Source organism: Nocardia sp. GP40, from assembly GCF_050434125.1.
GTDB classification, from domain to species: domain Bacteria; phylum Actinomycetota; class Actinomycetes; order Mycobacteriales; family Mycobacteriaceae; genus Nocardia; species Nocardia albiluteola.
On sequence record NZ_JBNPVW010000012.1, the window covers coordinates 164,117 to 181,965 of the forward strand.

Annotated in this window: 13 protein-coding genes and 1 riboswitch; of the genes, 8 read left to right on the top strand and 5 right to left on the bottom strand. The window is 67.2% G+C overall.

From position 1 onward, the window contains the following. The first annotated feature begins 11 nt into the window (after positions 1-11). The gene (locus ABH933_RS31685) at positions 12-380 is read left to right on the top strand and encodes a hypothetical protein (RefSeq protein ID WP_429423365.1); all 369 of its coding nucleotides are present in this window, start codon (positions 12-14) and stop codon (positions 378-380) included. On the opposite strand, the gene ABH933_RS31690 is transcribed toward ABH933_RS31685, so the two are convergent. Further along, complete coding sequence (locus ABH933_RS31690) at positions 344-2,353, bottom strand: polyprenyl synthetase family protein (RefSeq protein ID WP_429423366.1); 2,010 nt, start codon at positions 2,351-2,353, stop codon at positions 344-346. The two genes, ABH933_RS31685 and ABH933_RS31690, sit on opposite strands and share 37 nt — an antisense overlap. Positions 2,354-2,961: 608 nt before the next feature. Further along, positions 2,962-4,140: an FAD-dependent monooxygenase gene (locus tag ABH933_RS31695; RefSeq protein ID WP_429423367.1), complete on the bottom strand. Its 1,179-nt coding sequence runs from the start codon at positions 4,138-4,140 to the stop codon at positions 2,962-2,964. A 1,092-nt stretch (positions 4,141-5,232) separates the two neighbouring features. Here ABH933_RS31695 and ABH933_RS31700 point away from each other — a divergent pair. From ABH933_RS31700 to gcvP, 3 genes are all read left to right on the top strand, one after another. Then, positions 5,233-6,525 carry a hypothetical protein gene (locus tag ABH933_RS31700; protein ID WP_429423368.1) on the top strand — a complete coding sequence of 431 codons (1,293 nt, stop codon included), beginning with the start codon at positions 5,233-5,235 and terminating at the stop codon, positions 6,523-6,525. Between the two features lie 568 nt (positions 6,526-7,093). Continuing rightward, entirely contained in the window at positions 7,094-7,222 is a 129-nt protein-coding gene (locus ABH933_RS31705) for a hypothetical protein (RefSeq protein WP_429423369.1), read from the top strand. Between the two features lie 549 nt (positions 7,223-7,771). Further along, a riboswitch (glycine riboswitch) is annotated at positions 7,772-7,865 on the top strand. Between the two features lie 156 nt (positions 7,866-8,021). Beyond that, complete coding sequence (gcvP, locus tag ABH933_RS31710) at positions 8,022-10,865, top strand: aminomethyl-transferring glycine dehydrogenase (RefSeq protein ID WP_429423370.1); 2,844 nt, start codon at positions 8,022-8,024, stop codon at positions 10,863-10,865. Between the two features lie 39 nt (positions 10,866-10,904). Here the strand turns inward: gcvP and ABH933_RS31715 are convergent, their stop codons facing one another. The 3 genes from ABH933_RS31715 to ABH933_RS31725 all read right to left on the bottom strand — a co-directional run bounded on the left by ABH933_RS31715 (position 10,905) and on the right by ABH933_RS31725 (position 13,490). Continuing rightward, positions 10,905-12,506: a substrate-binding domain-containing protein gene (locus ABH933_RS31715; protein ID WP_429423371.1), complete on the bottom strand. Its 1,602-nt coding sequence runs from the start codon at positions 12,504-12,506 to the stop codon at positions 10,905-10,907. A gap of 153 nt (positions 12,507-12,659) precedes the next feature. Beyond that, entirely contained in the window at positions 12,660-12,920 is a 261-nt protein-coding gene (locus ABH933_RS31720) for a WhiB family transcriptional regulator (RefSeq protein ID WP_215916814.1), read from the bottom strand. Positions 12,921-12,944: 24 nt separating this feature from the next. Further along, positions 12,945-13,490 (bottom strand): HNH endonuclease, encoded by a 546-nt coding sequence (locus ABH933_RS31725; protein ID WP_429423372.1) that lies wholly within the window; start codon positions 13,488-13,490, stop codon positions 12,945-12,947. 609 nt (positions 13,491-14,099) lie between these two features. Between ABH933_RS31725 and ABH933_RS31730 the strand changes: the two genes are divergently transcribed. From ABH933_RS31730 to ABH933_RS31745, 4 genes are all read left to right on the top strand, one after another. Further along, a complete protein-coding gene (locus ABH933_RS31730; RefSeq protein WP_429423373.1) occupies positions 14,100-15,398 on the top strand; it encodes a lipase family protein in 1,299 nt (432 codons plus the stop codon). Between the two features lie 355 nt (positions 15,399-15,753). Next, positions 15,754-16,944, top strand: a complete 1,191-nt coding sequence (locus tag ABH933_RS31735; protein WP_215916816.1) for an inorganic phosphate transporter — start codon at positions 15,754-15,756, stop codon at positions 16,942-16,944. A 13-nt stretch (positions 16,945-16,957) separates the two neighbouring features. Next, a complete protein-coding gene (locus tag ABH933_RS31740; protein WP_215916817.1) occupies positions 16,958-17,245 on the top strand; it encodes a hypothetical protein in 288 nt (95 codons plus the stop codon). Between the two features lie 272 nt (positions 17,246-17,517). Next, positions 17,518-17,823 carry a DUF3349 domain-containing protein gene (locus tag ABH933_RS31745; protein WP_429423374.1) on the top strand — a complete coding sequence of 102 codons (306 nt, stop codon included), beginning with the start codon at positions 17,518-17,520 and terminating at the stop codon, positions 17,821-17,823. Positions 17,824-17,849 lie beyond the last annotated feature (26 nt).

Consider the following 17,849-nt stretch of genomic DNA (forward strand, 5'->3'; position numbering starts at 1 on the left):
GACGTCGTCGGATGGCCCAGTCGTACAACAACCGGAATGTCGACCGCGGCATGGATTTGCGGCGGGCCGAGGAGACCATGGAGATCTTGCGTTTCTCCGAGTATGCCCGTGAGCGGGTCGCGGCGCTGAGCGGCGGCACGCGGCACAAGCTCAACCTGACGGTGGCGGTGATGCACGACCCGCAGGTTCTGCTGCTCCACGGCCATACCAGGGCCGCATTCCCGGACCTCGCATCCCCGGACCGACGAGGTCCAGACAGCCAGCGAAGCACTGAGGGTGTGTCCTGCGCGACCACCACGGTGGACCGCGCGGGGGACGCACCCTACTTTGCCAGCTGCGGGGCTTACGGCGCGGTAGGAGTCAGGTCGTCGGCCGGGTAGTAGATCTCACGGCGCAAGCGTTCCAAGTCCGGCGCTGCGGAAGCAGAGGTTTGCTCGTACCGACCGCTCTCACGCCCCCAGAGCCCCACGTTCGCCATGTTCACGTAGATCTCCGCGTAGTACTTCCCCCGGCCCGACAGGCCGGGAAGCACGCGGAAGAGCGCGGGGACGTAGCGGGTCAGCGCCTCGAGTTGGGCGCGTTGCTCGGCCACCTGGCGCTGCACCTGCTCGACGGCCTCGCGGCGGGTGCAGCCGGTCTCGTGACAGACCGCCCGCACCAGGTTGTAGGGGACGTGGTCTGCCTCGTCCTGCTCCAACCCCACCAGGTCGTTCTCCACCAAGGTCACCCAGAAGGCGAGTTCCTCGAGACGGCGGATCACGGGGTGGTTGCGCAGCTTCGAGGGCACTTCCCGGTCCTGGTACACCTCTACGACGGCGAGGGCGGATTCGAACCCACTGGTCGACGTCCGCAGCGGCAGGTAGTCGGCCGTGGAGGGGATGTAGCCGTTGATGCGGTGGTGCGCTTCGCGTTCGGCCGCTTCGAACCATTCCTCGATGCCGTCGAGGAACCGCTCCTGCCAGCGGGTGCTCCGGCCCTCGCGCAGGCGCGGCCACAAACTCGCCCACGCCGTTGGGAGCGCGCCGGACCTCCACGGTTTGTCCGGGTCCTGGCGCAGTGTTGCCACCATGCCACGCCTCAGCGCGGTCACGGCTTGCGGGTCCCTCAGCTGCGGATCCTCGAAGAGGTCGTCCCATATAAGGGTCAGCACGGCCATGGCGTAGGCGGTCTGTTCATGGGCTGTGTCCGCTGCTGGCGCCAGGATCTGTGCCCGGCCCCAGAACGCTCCTATCCACCGGTGGTAGTCGGCCTCGGCAGGGGTGAGGACAAGGCCGGTGTCCACCAGCCAGCTCCTCAGCCATTGCGTGAGCCGCGGCGGGAGCCCATCATTGTGAACTCCGGGTGGCTGTGTCGACTGCGGGGGGACCGCGGGAGCGGGAGTTCGCCGGTCGAGTATGGACCGGGCGTAGGCGATCATCGCGTGGCGAGCGCTCGGGGCAACGGGTACGGCGGCGAGTCGACCGGCGGCCTGGTCCATGAATTCCTCGGCCATCGCCTGTGCTTCATCCAGGGCGCCGGAGGCAATGACGAGCTCGCGGGCACGGGCGGCTTGCTCATGTGTCATTCTGCTGCGCAGCAGGCCGGCAAGATTCTGGTCGCGGGCGGCGGCGCGGATCACGGGAAGTGTGTAGATGCCCTCGGGCAGATCCGCGTTGACGGGCTTGCCCATTTCCTTGGCGGTCGAGGTCAGATCGAGGATGTCGTCATACAGCTGGTAGGCCAGTCCGAAGTGGCGACCGAACTCGGCCAGCGCCTCTTCCTCATCCTCGGGGCGGCCGGCCTGCATCGCGCCCACCCGGCATGCCAGCGACAGCACCGCCGCCGTTTTGCCGTCGATCGTGTCCAGGTAGGACTGCTCGCTGCGGGAGGCCACGTACTGGTCGGCGGCCTCGATCACCATGCCCGCGCACATCTGCTCACTCGCGATCGCCCCCGCGAGCCCTTCGCGCTGGCCGAGTTCGATCAGTATGCGCCCGCCTGAGGACGTCACGCAGTCCCCACCCAATACGGCCATGTGCGAGCCCCACACCGCGTTGGCGTTGGGGCGGCCTCGGCGTTGGTAGGCGTGATCGATGACGTCGTCGTGGTAGAGCGAGCCCAGATGCATCAATTCCACGGCAGCGGCGGCGCGCACCGCCCGGTCGTCGGCCGGGGCCGCGGGATCGGTGAGCAGGTAGTACGACAGCAACGTCAAAGTGGGGCGCACCAGGCGGCGAGAGCTGTCGGGCCCTTCGTCGGTGAGCGCGGTCAGCTCTGGCCTGCCCCGGAACTGCACGGGTCCGAGAACCTCACGGACGCGGTCCAAGTCCGCATCCAGATGCGGGAAGACAGCCGAATCGATTTCACGTGGCACGCAGGAACTCCTGACTGATTACATCGATCATCTACAACACCATCAGAGAAATTTGACACCACACTGACGCAGAAGATGTTGGTATCAGCCAATTTTGATTCCTCCGTACCTTGGGTGATGTCGGTTGGTGAGTGCCGTCGGGAGCGAGTACCTCCCCGATCGACGTTGCCGGGGCAAACCGATCAGCCAGGGAGAACGTCCTCCCGAAATGATCTACCCGATGGTCGCCGAAATAGTGTTCCACACCTTAAATCTGTTGTGCGAATGCATGATTCGTAGTGAAGAAGGCCAGACAACCAAAGAAGACCGCGCCGACGGCAACCGAGGCCACCCGTTGGGAATTGGTGCGGGGATCGTCGGCCGCCGTGAACCGCGCTGCGCAGTCGTTCGCGACTGCGCAGAAGATCCGGCAGATAGGCTTCAAGATCCGGCAAGTAGGACACGTTCGTCGAAAAGTGTGCTCAGCCAACACATCTAAACCGAACCGGACAATCGTTGCCACCGGCGGGGGGTAGCGGGAGCGCGTTGCCGCGCCCCCGCCCTCTGAGAACCGGCCGTGCCCGTTTTCCGGGCAACCTGTCGAGCAAGCCTTGAAGGCTCACGGACAGTCAGAGTGGGAAGTGTCGGATGGAGGCGACAGCGGCAGTCAAGGCAACCGCGGCGCGCGCCCGGGGTGATTTCCGGCCGGCAATCGTGGGTGGCGACCAGCGGGTGATCAGCAGCTTAATGCCCAGTTTGCCGGCCTGGATGGCCAGTCGGTTCGGCACCAGAGCGGCTGTAGCGTCCCTGGCGGCGTCCACGAACCTGGACGTGGGTCGGGTGACCAGGGTCGCGCGTCCCGACAGCCAGCTGATGAGGGCGACCCGGCGCCGCCGGGCCTTGGAATAGGCGGCCAGATCAGGTGCATAGGCGGCGAGGGTGACGGCGTCCTCGATCGCCATCGCGGCACCTTGCGCGAGCGTGGGATGCATCCCGTGCGCGGCGTCGCCGATGAGCGCCACCCGGCCACGAGCCAGCGACTTGGGGACGCGGATCTCGAGGAGCTCGTTCTCGAGAACCCGCTGCGGGTCCGCTGCCGCCACTATGGCGGGCACGGGGTCGGGCCAGTCCTTGAAATGGTCGAGACTCTCGATACCGGGGTGAGTGCCCGCGTAGGCGCAGATCCGGTTGCCCGCCATCGGCAGGATGCAGAACTCGGCCCGATACCCGAACACAAAACCCACCCACTCCGGTGGTGGAGCGTCGACGATCCATCGCCAGCCGGTGATCCCCGTGTGCCGGACTGCGCCCGCCTCCGGCCAGACTTGGCGGCGGGTGAGACTGTGGATTCCGTCGGCCGCGACCACGAGGTCGAATTGGGTAGTGCCCTCGGCGGTTTCGATGTCTCCGGACGCGTCGACGCGGATAACCCTGGAACCGGGTCGCAGGCACTGCGACGGGAGCGCGTCGACCAGGACAGCGATGAGTTCGGCGCGATGGATCGCGACGACATCGTCGCCGCCGACCGCGTCACTCACCCGGCCGAGCACCAGTTCGCGCCCGCGCCGACTACGGAACCCGCCGATGTGGTCCGCTATGGCGTGAGCCCGGATGGGTTCGCCCACCCCGATCAGATCGAGGGCGGCTAGCGCGTTCGAGGTCAGCACGACCCCGGCTCCGACCTCGGCGAACTCGGCGGCTCGCTCGTAGACCGCCACCTCCCAACCAGCCGCTCGCAACGCGATCGCCGCAGTGAGCCCGCCAATTCCGCCGCCGACTATCCCTGCGCGCCTGATATTTTCGGCCAATTTCCCCACCTACGACCCTGACATGACCGTGGATGCCAGCACCCACCGGATTCGATAGTAGCTCGACAGTCGCCTGGCGCGGCCACAAAACCGTCTACGTCCCAACGACACTCGGATGGACACCACCCACCGACGACCGCCAGACCGGGCCAAAGTCCACCGGAGCCAGTTGACCGGGCAGCGGATCCATGACTTCGTCGTCCGGTGCCCGACAACAACTTCGACACCGCCGAACTCGCCGAGTGGCTCGCTGTCGACCAGGAAGTCCGCATCGTACTCGACCGATTCATCGGTCGAGCCCACGCCTCGTGCTGCGTCTGCGACGACCTCTACGGGTTCGCGGGTTGTCCTCGGCCTGGCCGGCGGTCAACTGGACCGCGACCGGTGCTTGGCGCTGATCGGTCAAAGCATGGATCTTCGTGGTCAACCCGCTTTGTGTGTGATGTGCTGCTGAGCAGGCATGATGTCGAAATGTCGTAGCGAACGACTGTCGTCGGTTTACCGTTGTCGCAGACCGTTCTCGTCCGGAGTGCGGACGGGGCAGGACGCAGCAGAGGGGCACTGTGACCGTCCGTATCGGTTTGCTCGGCGACTGGTTCGGTCTGGATATCGTCGGCCGAAGCTGCCGCGTCGGTGAACTTGACCATCGATCGGGACGGCACCGCGGCGAGGCTCGATGTGGAATTTCCTGCGCCGGACGCGGCGGCCGAGGGTTTCGAACTGCCAGTGTTGCCGTGTCCGGCGCCCGGGGTAGTGAGTGTGTTACTCGACGAGACCACCGGCGCCACGCGTGCCGGGGGCACGGTGACCCTGGCGCGTGCCATGGCGACCCCGGACCCTATGTCGTACCTCAATCCACGGCCGAGCCTTCGTTTTTCGGCTACGTGGGCATTGGCGCCGATCCGGGCAGCGGCATCCCGGCGCTCGGGTTGACCGGCGTCGCGGCCGGGCTCGGCTGGGATAGCCGGATGCGGCTTCCCGAGTCACATTGCCCCAGCCCGCCACCGCCACCGGCAGCTGGTCGTGGACCGGGCCGACCGGCGCGCAAGCAGGCCGAAATACCCAGCAGCACAACGAGAGAGGAGCCCGCTGATGAGCAGCATTCCGCAATACACGGCCGCCACCGTCACGACCACCGACGGCGGGGTGAACAACACCTCCCCGCTGCATTTCGACCTCAACACCGACCCCGATCCGGTACGGATCTCACCCTCCAGCAACGACATGCGAACCGCGGACTTCGTCCTGGTCGGCAGCCGGCGCAGCGCCTCAGCCATCGAATGCCGCAAGATCACCCTCACCGTTCCCGCTGGCAGCACCTCACCCGACCTCACGCCAGACCTCAACAGCGCTACCGCCCAAATCAGCCTGCCGGGCTGGACACCGGTCACCAACACCGCCACCAAGACCATCACCTTCACCCCCGCTTCCGGCCACGCCGAGATCGGCCGCGACCAAGGCGTCACCGTGCAGTTGATGGGCATGCGTATCAACACCGTGGTCGGTAGCGCGCCACTGCGCATCGACCTCGAATGGCGAGAAGCGGGTTCCGGCGACGTATGGGACACCGGCACCGTCGTATTCGACATCGGGAAGTTCCCCGCGGACTTCCATTTGGCCAACTTCATGGCCGAACCGCTGATCATCGACAACAACGGCGCGGTCAAACTCAACTGGGAAGCCAGCGGAGCCTCCTCGCTGCGACTGCTCTACGACGCCGCCGACATCAACGTCCTGAACCTGGACACCTACCCGGTCAACAATGTCACCCACACCACCGTGTTCTACCTGCGCGCGACAGTCCAAGTCGGCACCAACACAGTCGAACGCATATTGTCCACTACCGTCACCGTCCGCACACCGGACCTCGAAGTCGCCAACCTCAGGGTCCTCGGAGAAATCATCATGCCGTCACCTCCGCCGGTCCTCAGCGTGAAACCAGAGCTCGGTGTCGACGATGGACATCCGTTGGAGAACATATTAGATGACGATCTCGAAACCTACTTCCAGAGCAAAGGCAGAGCTCTGAAACTCTATTGGGTGCGGTTGGACTACGACACCGTGCGGCCGATCTATAGTATCGACATATATTTCGGCGACCTGGCCGGCAGATATTTACCGCCTGCATTGCGGGTATATACCTGGACAGGCGAACCGCCGTGGGTCTACCACAACGGTTCTTCGCAGGGGAACCGCGAGTGGCATTTTTCCTCACCGGGCGGAATATTGGCACGATCGGTACAGCTGATCTTCCAAGCCGACTCGACGTCCCCTGTCGCCATTCGATCGTTCCAGGTGTCGTTGTTCGCGCCGCTACGGATGACGCGCGATGGCGCCTACTTTGATGTCCCGGTTCACCCACGTCAGGGCATCATCGAAGGCTGAAAGTCCTCCGCCTCGCCATTCTCGCCGGGAATGAGGCCACCGAAGACCAACTCGCACAAGGACTCGAGTTCGGAGTGGGAGGCGGTAGCAGCGGTCGGTGCCATTGACCGGCTCGCTCAGACGGACCCGGACGCCGTGCGGCAGACTCGACCGTCCCGAGCGGCGCGGGCCGGTATCGTAAGGCGAGCGAGCCGACGGGCACGATATAACGCCATTCCGTTCGATCTGAGAGCCCACACACGCGCCAGGTGTAGGGCGTGTCTCGCGAATATTCGGGTCTTGACGGGCGAAGATTGGCTGGTGACGCGGTTGGATTTGATTTCTGATGAGTTCTGGGCGGTAGTTCACTTCGCTCGTTGTTCGGAGCGCTGTTCTGGCTGGTGCCGTTACGGGTTCAGCTTCGGATACCGCCGGTGAGTGTTGGGCCGAGTTCCTGGCCGCCGACGGGGACCGAGTCTGTCTGCCGTTGCTGTCGTGTGTGACGGTGCGGTTCGAGGATTGCTCGCCGGTGCGGGGGTTCCCGTCGTATCGGGCCAGCGGAATTTTCCCGGGCCTATGGTCGTCGGCGATGACTGGTACGCACGTGGGTTACGAGTCGTGGCTGGAGCGGGATTGGTTGACGGTGCTCGATGCCTCGCCGGAGGTGGTGGAGATTTCCTCGCGGTCGTTCCGGTTGTCGTGGCCGGTCGAGGGTTGACACAGGCGGTGTCGACTCGACCGACATTGTGGAGCATGCCGTAACGGTATGGTCAAGCGCTCCTGGTACAGGTCGGTTGACTGGGCCCGGGTTACTGAGCAGTCGTTCCTTTGGCATCGGCCAGCGCGATGGACGTGAGCCGACCGTCGGCCTCGAAGGACACGCACCGGGTGCCCGGTCGCGCGGGCGGTACGGACGAAAGGGACGGGCCCCGAGCCGGGCAATGACCGACGACGTCGCAGCCGAGCCCCTCTAGACCCAAGACCGCGCGTTCGGAAGACGTACGGCTCCACGACGGCCACAGACGCAACCAGTGGTGGTCGGTCAGTCATGCCACGCGGGCGGTTGCTGGCCAGACGTCCACCCTTGACAACGACACCAATCGCAAGCTATTTCGATGCGAGTACATGGAGTTACCCATGTGCCAACGAGATCAGTTGGCTCGTTGGCGCCGCACCGCGCAGTGCGCCGGGGCTCGAGTCCGAGACCGGTGGTTGTCGGGGTCGGTAATACGTTCGACATGTGAACCGGCTTAGACTGGCAGTGCGTCGACGCCGTGCGGGAGAGTCCCGGGTTCGCCCGGGCGCCGAAGGAGCAGCACCTCCCCGTCAATCTCTCAGGCACAAGGGACCGTGCGGACTTTCGACGCCTCTGGAAAGCGATGGCCGCACACAATGCGGACCATCCGCCCATGGGGAAAGGGATGCGCGCATCCCGAATCTCTCAGGCGCCACGACAGAGGGGGAGGGCCCGATAGTCGACCCCGGTCGACACCCGCCCGAGCCCCTGGGAGCCTGCCGTGACCCGACCCTTCGCCGACCGCCACATCGGCCCCGACTCCGCGGGCCTGGACCGCATTCTCGACGTTGTCGGCGTGCGCGCGCTCGACGAGCTGGCCGAGCGGGCCCTGCCCGCGAACATTCTCGACGATCCGGCCGCGACCGGACTGGCCGCGCTGCCGCCCGCCGCGTCCGAGCACGAGGTGCTGGCCGAACTCGCGGCGCTGGCCCACTCGAACGCCGTGGCCACCTCGATGATCGGCCTGGGCTACTACGACACGCTCACCCCGCCGGTGCTGGTGCGCAATCTGCTGGAGAATCCGGCCTGGTACACCGCCTACACGCCGTACCAGCCGGAGATCAGCCAGGGCAGGCTCGAGGCGCTGCTCAACTTCCAGACCATGGTCTCGGATCTGACCGGGATGGACGTCGCGAACGCGTCCATGCTCGACGAGGCGACCGCGGCCGCGGAGGCGATGACGCTGCTGCACCGCGCGAATCGGGGGAGTAAATCCCTGCGGCTGCTGATCGATGCGGACCTGTTCCCGCAGACCCGCACCGTGCTGTACACCCGCGCGGAGCCCCTGGGGATCGAGATCGTCGAGGCCGATCTGAGCGCGGGCGTACTGCCCGAGGGCGAGTTCTTCGGCGTGCTGCTGCAGGCGCCCGGCGCCTCGGGCCGCATCGTCGACTGGACGGCGCTGATCGCCGCGGCGCACGAGCGGGGTGCGCTGGTGGCCACGGGCGCCGACCTGCTCGCGCTGACCCTGATCACGCCGCCGGGCGAGCAGGGCGCGGACGTATGTTTCGGCACCACACAGCGTTTCGGCGTGCCGATGGGCTTCGGTGGCCCGCACGCCGGATATCTCGCGGTGCGCACCGCGCATGCGCGTCAGCTGCCCGGGCGCCTGGTGGGTGTGTCGGTCGACGCCGACGGCAACACCGCCTATCGCCTGGCGCTGCAGACCCGCGAACAGCACATCCGCCGCGAGAAGGCGACCTCGAACATTTGCACCGCGCAGGTGTTGCTGGCGATCGTGGCCGCGATGTACGCCTCGTACCACGGCGCCGACGGGCTGCGTGCGATCGCGCGGCGGGTGCACGGGCACGCCCGCTCGCTCGCCGCGGGGCTGACCGCCGCGGACTCCGAAGCCGTTGTGCACGAACGGTTCTTCGACACCGTGCTGGTGCGGGTGCCCGGCGGCGCGGAGGCCGTGGTGGCCAAGGCACAGGGCCGGGGGATCAATCTGCGCCTGGTGGACCACGACCACGTGTCGGTCGCCTGCGACGAGGCGACCACGGCTGCCCATGTGGCGGTGGTGCTCGAATCCTTCGGCGCCACACCCGATTCCGGTGCGGAGGCGGAGTCCGAGGTGGTGGGGGCGTCCGCGATCGAGGACCGCACGTCGGAATTCCTGACCCATCCGGCGTTCACCCTGTACCACACCGAGACCGCGATGCTGCGGTATCTGCGACGGCTCTCGGACAAGGATATCGCGCTGGACCGCAGCATGATTCCGCTCGGCTCCTGCACCATGAAGCTGAACGCGGCCGCGGAGATGGAGCCGATCACCTGGCCGGGATTCGCCCGCCTGCATCCCTATGCGCCGGAACACGACGCGCCCGGCATCCTGCGGGTGATCGAGGATCTCGAGGCCTGGCTGTGCGCGATCACCGGCTATGACCGCGTCAGCCTGCAGCCCAACGCCGGGAGCCAGGGCGAGTACGCGGGTCTGCTGGCGATCCGCCGCTACCACGTGGATCGCGGTGACACGCATCGGGATACCTGTCTGATCCCGTCCAGCGCGCACGGCACCAACGCCGCGTCGGCGGCGATGGCCGGACTGCGCGTGGAGGTCGTGAAGTGCCGTGCGAACGGCGATGTCGACCTCGACGATCTGCGCGCGAAGATCGCCGACCACGCGGACCGGCTGGCCTGCATCATGATCACCTACCCGTCCACACATGGCGTCTACGAGCAGGAGGTCGCCGAGCTGTGCGCGCTGGTGCACGACGCCGGCGGCCAGGTGTACGTGGACGGCGCGAATCTGAATGCCCTTGTCGGACTTGCCCGTCCGGGCCGGTTCGGCGGTGACGTGTCGCATCTGAACCTGCACAAGACCTTCTGCATTCCGCACGGCGGCGGCGGTCCGGGCGTCGGCCCCGTGGCCGTGCGCGAGCACCTGGCGTCGTACCTGCCCGGTGATCCGCTCGAGCCGGGTTCGCACGCGGTGTCGGCGGCACGCTATGGTTCCGCGTCGATCCTGCCGATCACCTGGGCCTACATTCGCATGATGGGCGCGGACGGCCTGCGCCGGGCCACCCTGACCGCGATCGCCTCGGCCAATTACATTGCGCGGCGGCTGGATCCGCACTTCCCGGTGCTGTACACGGGCGCTGGGGGAGCGGTCGCTCACGAATGCATCCTGGACCTGCGCGAGATCACCAAGCGCACGGGCGTCACGGTCGACGATGTGGCCAAGCGCCTGGCGGACTACGGATTCCACGCGCCGACCATGAGCTTCCCGGTCGCGGGCACCCTGATGGTGGAGCCCACCGAGAGCGAGGATCTGCACGAGATCGACGCGTTCATCGACGCCATGATCGCCATCAAGGCCGAGATCGACCAGGTCGAGGCCGGGGTCTGGCCGGTCGAGGAGAGCCCCCTGCGCGGCGCCCCGCACACCGCGGCGTGCCTGGTCGGGGAGTGGACGCACCCCTACAGTCGCGAAACGGCGGTCTACCCGCAGGGCCTGGGCTCGGCCCGCGCGAAGGTCTGGCCCTCGGTGCGCCGCATCGACGGTGCGTACGGCGACCGCAACCTGGTCTGCAGCTGCCCGCCGCTCGAGGCGTACGCCGACTGAGCCGCCCGACCGGCGCCCGCGACCGGGCGGGCGCCGGACTCAGGGGGCGGTGAGCGCGTTGTTGATCGCGGTGCCGAAGGCCAGGTTGTCCGAGGTGGCGACCTTGGTGTAGGTGCCGCCGGTCTTCTGCGTCAGTGTCTGCAGGGTCGCCGCGCCCTGGCCGCCGATCACGATGACGTCGATGCGGACCGGGTGGGCCGGATCCATCGCGGCGGTGATGTCGGAGATCAGCTGGGTGCCGGTGATCGAGGAGTCGTCGTTCGGGCCGGCTGTGACCAGTAGCACCTTGTTGGTCCGGCCGGCGCCGAAGTTGCTCACCGCGGCCTTGTACGCCGCCTCGAGGGCCGGATAGGTGTGGTCCGAGCGCGACTCGGTGGCCGTGACCTGGCCGAGGGCCTGGGCCAGATCCGAGCGATGCTGCTGGGTGAGCGGGGCGGTCTTGGACACGACGCGGTACGGCTCACCGTCGATGTCCTCGGCATAGGTCCACGCACCGAGCCCGAAATCGCCGGGCATGGTGTCCAGAGTGGAGCTGATCGCGCCGACCGTGTTGTTCAGCCGAGTCATCGAGCCGTCGTTGGCCCCCATCGCCGCGGACGTGTCGATGAGCACGGTGGACTGCACGCCGAGCACCGGGTTCGCGAGTACCGAATGAACCTGGTCGAGAACCGATTTGGCCGGGACCGGCACGGGCTGCGGTGGCGCGGCGGAGAATCCGGCGGCGGCGAACAGCTGCTGCTGCGCGGGCGCGCGCAGATAGTCGGCGAACATGCCCGCGACGACCTGCTGGGTCTGATCGACCCAGGTACCGGTGAGCAGGGCGGCCGGGTGGTCGGCGACCGGATCGGATCCGGTGGGCCGGTATTCGGCCAGATCGCCCCGCGATTTCAGTTGCTGTTCACTAACTGCGACCGCGTGGATGGCTGCGTTCGAGGGGGGTGAAGCGGTGCCCACCGTGGTCAGCGCGGTGAGTGTGTCGCCGACCTGCGGTGCGCCCTGGGCCAGCCGGGAGATTGCGGAGACCACCTGTCCGGACTTGGCGGACTCGTCGTTCAGCGGGTCCGAGCCCGAGACCGCGGCCCCGACGGCGGCGGCCGCGGCCACGGTGTCGTCCCCCGTGGGCATCGCCATGCGCAGCCCGCCCCAGCCGCTCAGGCCGACCTGGCTCAGCGACCCCTGCTGCAGCTTGGGCAGGTCCGACCAGCCGATCTTGTTGCTCGTCAGGGCCTGGCGCAGCTGGTCCGGCACGGCGAGCACGATCGGGCTCACCGCCACCGCCGCCGGGGTCCCCTCGATGACGCCGGGGATCCGCATGGCCTGGACCGACCGCGAGGAGTCCGGGATCCAGAGGGCCGGGGGCGCGCCCAGTTTGGTGTCCCAGGACTTGCCGGCGAACCCCGCCACCATGGCCGCCGACGCCTGCGGGTTCACCGCGACGGTGATGCAGTGGTCGCGGACGTGCGGTTTCGCAGCGTTGTACCGATCGGCGGCCGCGCGCACCTGGGTGGCGATATCCGGATCCACGGTGACATTCACGGTCGAGGGGCCCTCGACACATTCACCGGCCGCGTCGCGGCTCTGCGCGGCCGAGTGCCGCCCCAGCCAGAACCAGCCGACAACCGCCACCACCAGTAACAGCACCGCGACCACGATGATAACTAGCCCTTTGCTGACGCCTCGTGATCCGCCTGCGCTGCGATGTGTACCCACCGCGTCAGTGTATGGTCATGCGAAAATGGTCGCGCCGGACGGCCACCGTCCCGGCGCCACCGGGGCGCCGGGACGGTTCGGCTCTCATTCGCGGATCAGGCGCCCGCGGTCGTACTCGTGGCCGCCCCAGACGCCGGACTGGCCGGTGCGCGAGGCGAACTCGCCGCACTGGCGCCGGATGGGGCAGCCGGCGCAGATGCCGCGGGCGTACTCGAAATCCTGCGACGGGTACGGGAACCACGCATCGTGATTCGGGTCACCCCGGCAGGCCGCGGCCTGCCAGTCCTTCGCGTCCGAGAGCGGGAACAGATCCACCAGGGTCGGCTCCTGCACTGCGATTGTCATATCGGATCCCCTCCTTTCCCGGGGTTACGTGGCGGCCAGGTCCTTCCAGATCCGCCGTTGGGTTCGGGCCATCTCGTCGGGTGCCTTGGGCTCCCACAGCAACCGCATCCCGGCCTCCTCGGGCGTGCGGTCCGCCTTGCGGGTGTTGCAGGGCGAGCAGGCGGCGATGAGGTTGGACCAGGTGTTCGGCCCGCCACGGCTGCGGGGTCGAATGTGGTCCACCGTGCGGGCCCAGCCGGCGCAGTATCCGCACCGGTGGTCGTCGCGGCGCAGAATCGCGGCGAGGGTGGCGCGGCTCTCGTCGTCGTGCGCCAGGACGCGGTGCTCCAGGTAGACGTAGCGCCGCAGCCGAATCGTCTCGGGGAGCACGACTTCCACGTGCTTGGAGCGGATCGGGAACCGCGGCTCGCGCTCGGCGACTGTCTCCGCGGCGCCGGTGATGAGCAGCACCACGGCCCGGTCGGCGGCGATCTCGGTGAGCGCCTCGTAGGAGGCGTTGAGCACCAGCACGCCGGCGTTTATCCAGTTGTCGGGGGTGGGGGCCGCGTCGGCGGCACGACGGAAGGTCATGGGTGTCACCATGTTTCGTGAAGAGGCGGAGCGGGAAGGGGGGCCTGGAATCAGGCTGACAATGCGAGGTGGCCGAGCTTCCGGGCTCCGCGCTCATCGCACGCCGCGTAAAGCCGCTGCGGGACAGGGGTACTCATCGACGGGGGATTGGTCTCCGGGGACATCAGCCACCTCCTTCCGGTGCTCGCCGAACAGTGCACGGCCCCGCGCCGGCGGGGTCGTTGATTCATCGTCTTCATGGTGGCACAGCGTTACCGCGTTGTCGGGCTATTTTTTGCTCCACCCGCGACCGTGCGACAGGTGCAGCATGCGGGCGGTCGGATTTATTCCCGGCCACTCGGTCACAGTGTGGAAAACGAGTGGCATTTCTCAGGCTGGTGGGCGATACGATCGAATTACATGATCGTGACGAAGGCTCGGGGTTGGAGCTGGAGCCCTTGCCGCGATGCCGGCTTCGTGTGGATTGTGGGGTGGCCCGTGTGGGCTCGGTGTGTCGTGGCGCTGACGGTCGTGGTCTCGTGCTGTTCGCTGGCAGCTACCGCGAACGCTCAACCGCCGGTGTCGAATCCGCCTGCGCCACCGGTGATTCCGCTCCCACACAGCCTCAGCGTGCCCGATCTGCAGCAGTGGATCGACACCGTGGTACCGCGCCCGGCGCTGCCGGAGCCCCCGGCGGTGCCGCACCCCGGCGACACCGCACCGCGGTCCGGAAATGATGCACCGCAATCGTCCGGTGCGGCAACGGATGTCGAGGCGCTGCGGCTGGCGGTGCTGCCCGACAACGTGGGTGATCCGCTGTTCGACAACCCTCCGGCGAATCTGGCGCAACTGACGCCGGGCCGGGTCGTCACCACCCGTGATGTGACCGCGACCGCGGGCCCGTTGCTCACCGTGCCGCTGCAGCGGGTGCTGCAGCTGAAGTTTCGTACCACCGGCGCACACGGCGAACCCTCCTACGCCACCTCCTCATTGGTGCTGCCCGCCACCCCGTGGACGGGCCCGGGCGACCGGCCGCTGCTGGTGAACAACCTCGCCATCGACGGTCTCGGACGCCAGTGCAACCCGGGATATACCCTGGCCCACGGATATTCGGCCAACACCAATTCCGCGGACTTCTTCCCGCCCTTGACCCAGCTCGCCGCGCTGCGCGGCTACGCGGTCCTGATCCCCGATCACGAGGGCCCGGACATGGCGTACGCCGAGCCGTACGTGGCCGCACATGCCGTGCTGGATTCCATTCGCGCCGTGCGTAATCTGATGCCCGCCGAGCTCGGTGCGAGCCGGTTCGCTATGACGGGATATTCCGGCGGGGCGATCGCCACGCGCGCGGCGGCGGTGCTGTTGCGCTCCTACGCACCGGAATTGGCTGGTTCGGCCGCGGGGGCCGCGATGGGCGGGGTGCCCGCGGACTACCGGATGCTCTCGACCACGATGAACGGCAATCTGGCCTCCGGGGTATTCATGGGGGCCGTATTCGGCATCGGGCGTGAGCATCCCGAGATCCTGGCCACCATGAACAACCTGGCGCAGCAGGTCGCCACCTCGCCGCTGAAGGACTCCTGCATGACCGTGCTCGGGCTGCCGGGCCTGGTGCAGCCCTCGATCGATATCGCCGCCGACATCGCCGATCCGCTGCACAGCGCCGTGGCGCGGCGGACATTCCGGGAGACCGACCTGTCGGCACTGAAGTCCGCGATGCCGCTGATGGTCTACAACGGCGCGCAGGACTTCTGGATCCCGGCGGCCGGCGCGCGCGAGCTGTATCGCCAGCAGTGCGCGCTGGGCGTGCCCGGCATCTATCGGGACGTGCCGGGCGAGCACTTCATCGCCGGGGATACCGCGTGGGGAGAGCTGGTCGCCTGGCTCGACGAGCGCCTGCAGGGCAAGCCCGCACCCGACGAATGCTGAGCCCAGGGATTCGGCTGCGTGCCAGGCTATTTCGACCGGCAGTCCGGGCGGCACGCTCATCGGACGGGGAGCCCGATGCCCGCGGTTGGCGCGAAGGTGCCGGCGCCCATCGAATTTCGTGATCGCATCGCCGCGGGGTGGCCGCCGTGGCCGATACGCGCGGGTAGTATTTCCGTACGGACACTGTTGGATGTCCGTTGGTGGATGATCTGCTGAACGTCGTATGAATACCCGCGCGTGCGGTAGTGGGCTGTGCGGGTTGGCATGAAACTTCAAGCGTGAGCGAGCTTGCGAGCGAACCAGATACAGGGTGCGCTGCGCGCACGACGGAGCCGAGCGCCAGCGAGGTGGAGTCGTGAGCGCAGAACTCATTGTCCTAGTAATAGTCATAGTCACGGCCCTGGCTTTCGACTTCACCAACGGCTTCCACGACACCGCGAACGCGATGGCGACCTCGATCGCCACCGGAGCCCTGGGGCCGCGCACCGCCGTGGCGATGTCGGGGGCGCTGAACCTCGTCGGCGCGTTCCTGTCGGTGGAGGTCGCCAAGACCGTTTCCGGTGGGCTGCTGAACATCAACAACGTGCATCACATGGCGCTGCTCGAGATCGTGTTCGCGGGTTTGGTCGGCGGGATCCTGTGGAACCTGCTCACCTGGCTGTTCGGTATTCCGTCCAGCTCCACGCACGCGCTGTTCGGCGGGCTGATCGGCGCCGCGATGGCGGCGCTCGGGGCCAGCGGGGTGATCTGGACCGGTAACCAGAGCACCGGCCTGATCAACAAGATCATCATCCCGGCCGTGCTGGCGCCCGTCGTCGCGGGCGTGGTCGCGGGGCTGGGCACCTTCCTGGTCTACCGGCTCACTCGCGCCTCGGACGAGACCAAGGTGCGCAAGAGCTTCCGGATCGGCCAGATCGGTTCCGCGGCACTGGTGTCGCTGGCGCACGGCACCAACGACGCGCAGAAGACAATGGGCGTCATCTTCATGGCCCTGGTCGCGTACGGCACCTACACCAACCACGACTCCATCCCGATGTGGGTGAAGGTCTGCTGCGCGCTGGCCATCGCCCTGGGCACCTATCTCGGCGGCTGGCGGATCATCCGCACCCTCGGCAAGGGCCTGGTGGAGATCGACGCGCCGCAGGGCTTCGCGGCCGAGGCGTCCTCGGCGGCGATCATTCTCACCTCGGCGCAGTTCGGCCTGCCGCTGTCGACCACGCACGCGGCCACCGGCTCGATTCTCGGTACGGGCCTGGGCAAGCCGGGTGCGGAGGTGCGCTGGGGCGTGTTCGGCCGGATGTGCGTCGCGTGGGTGATCACCCTGCCGCTGGCCGGCCTCGTCGGCGCGCTGTGCTGGGGGATCACCGACCTGGTGGGCGGCCTCGGCGGTGTGCTCATCGATCTGGTGATCCTGATCGCGGTGTCGAGCTACATCTATCTGCGCTCGCGCAGCAACCCGGTCGACACCAGCAATGTCAACGAGGAATGGGAGGGCGGGCTCACTCCGCCGTCCGACCTCGCCGAGAAATCCATGACGGCGGCCTGAGGGGAGCGCGGGAATGCATACACTCGATGCCATCGTGAAGTCGCTCGGCGAGGTGGCGCTGGTCGCGCTGATCCTCGGCGCCGGGCTGCCGCTGATCTTCGCCGTCGGGGTGCGGTTCTGGTCGATGGAGACCACGACCGCGAACGGCGCACCGAGCGGGCGCAATACGGCCGCCCAGGCGATCGCGTACCTGTGCTTCGGGATCGTGATTGTCGCGGTGCTGCTCGGAATCCTGTACATCGCCAAGGATTTCATCAGCCATACATTCGATGTTCAGCTGTTCGGAGCGAAGAAGAGTTGAGCCTTGCCCGGACGGTTTCTCGCCCGGAAAAGCTGATCTCACAACACAATTCGGGCCGAGGGGCCGCACCGCCGACGCGGTGCGGCCCCTCGGCGTGTTTTTTTACGAATTTCCCTCGCCGCGGGTACAGAATTGAATGTCCGCCGCGCTTGCGTAAATCCCTTCGGGGCATGACGATTACAGCCAAGTTGCCGCCCCGGGCGTGTTGCTCGACGGCCGAATATGACCGTCCGTGGACCAGTCCGTACCCGGACCGACAGAACTGGTAAAACATGGCGTTATCCGAGGTTCTAGCGAAAATCGTCGAGTGGTTGCGGGCGGGATACCCGCAGGGCGTGCCCGAGCACGACTACGTCCCGCTGCTGGCCCTGCTCACCCGCCGCCTCACCGAGGACGAGGTGATCACGGTGACCGACGCCCTCATCGAGCACGGTGCGCTGCCGGCCGACCGTGCCGATGTCGGGGTGGCGATCACGAAGCTCACCCACGATATGCCGCACGAATCCGACATGCACCGTGTGCGAACGCATTTGGTCGCCAACGGGTGGCCGGTGGACGACGATTGGGCGGGAAGGTGAGGCGCTCGCTGCGTCGTAGGCGGCGC

Excerpts from the sequence above, each read along its gene's own strand:
- ABH933_RS31685 (WP_429423365.1), top strand. The coding sequence starts at position 12 with ATGGCCCAGTCGTACAACAACCGGAATGTCGACCGCGGCATGGATTTG.
- ABH933_RS31700 (WP_429423368.1), top strand. The coding sequence starts at position 5,233 with ATGAGCAGCATTCCGCAATACACGGCCGCCACCGTCACGACCACCGAC.
- ABH933_RS31705 (WP_429423369.1), top strand. The coding sequence starts at position 7,094 with ATGACTGGTACGCACGTGGGTTACGAGTCGTGGCTGGAGCGGGATTGG.
- ABH933_RS31720 (WP_215916814.1), bottom strand. The coding sequence starts at position 12,920 with ATGACAATCGCAGTGCAGGAGCCGACCCTGGTGGATCTGTTCCCGCTC.
- ABH933_RS31725 (WP_429423372.1), bottom strand. The coding sequence starts at position 13,490 with ATGACCTTCCGTCGTGCCGCCGACGCGGCCCCCACCCCCGACAACTGG.
- ABH933_RS31740 (WP_215916817.1), top strand. The coding sequence starts at position 16,958 with ATGCATACACTCGATGCCATCGTGAAGTCGCTCGGCGAGGTGGCGCTG.
- ABH933_RS31745 (WP_429423374.1), top strand. The coding sequence starts at position 17,518 with ATGGCGTTATCCGAGGTTCTAGCGAAAATCGTCGAGTGGTTGCGGGCG.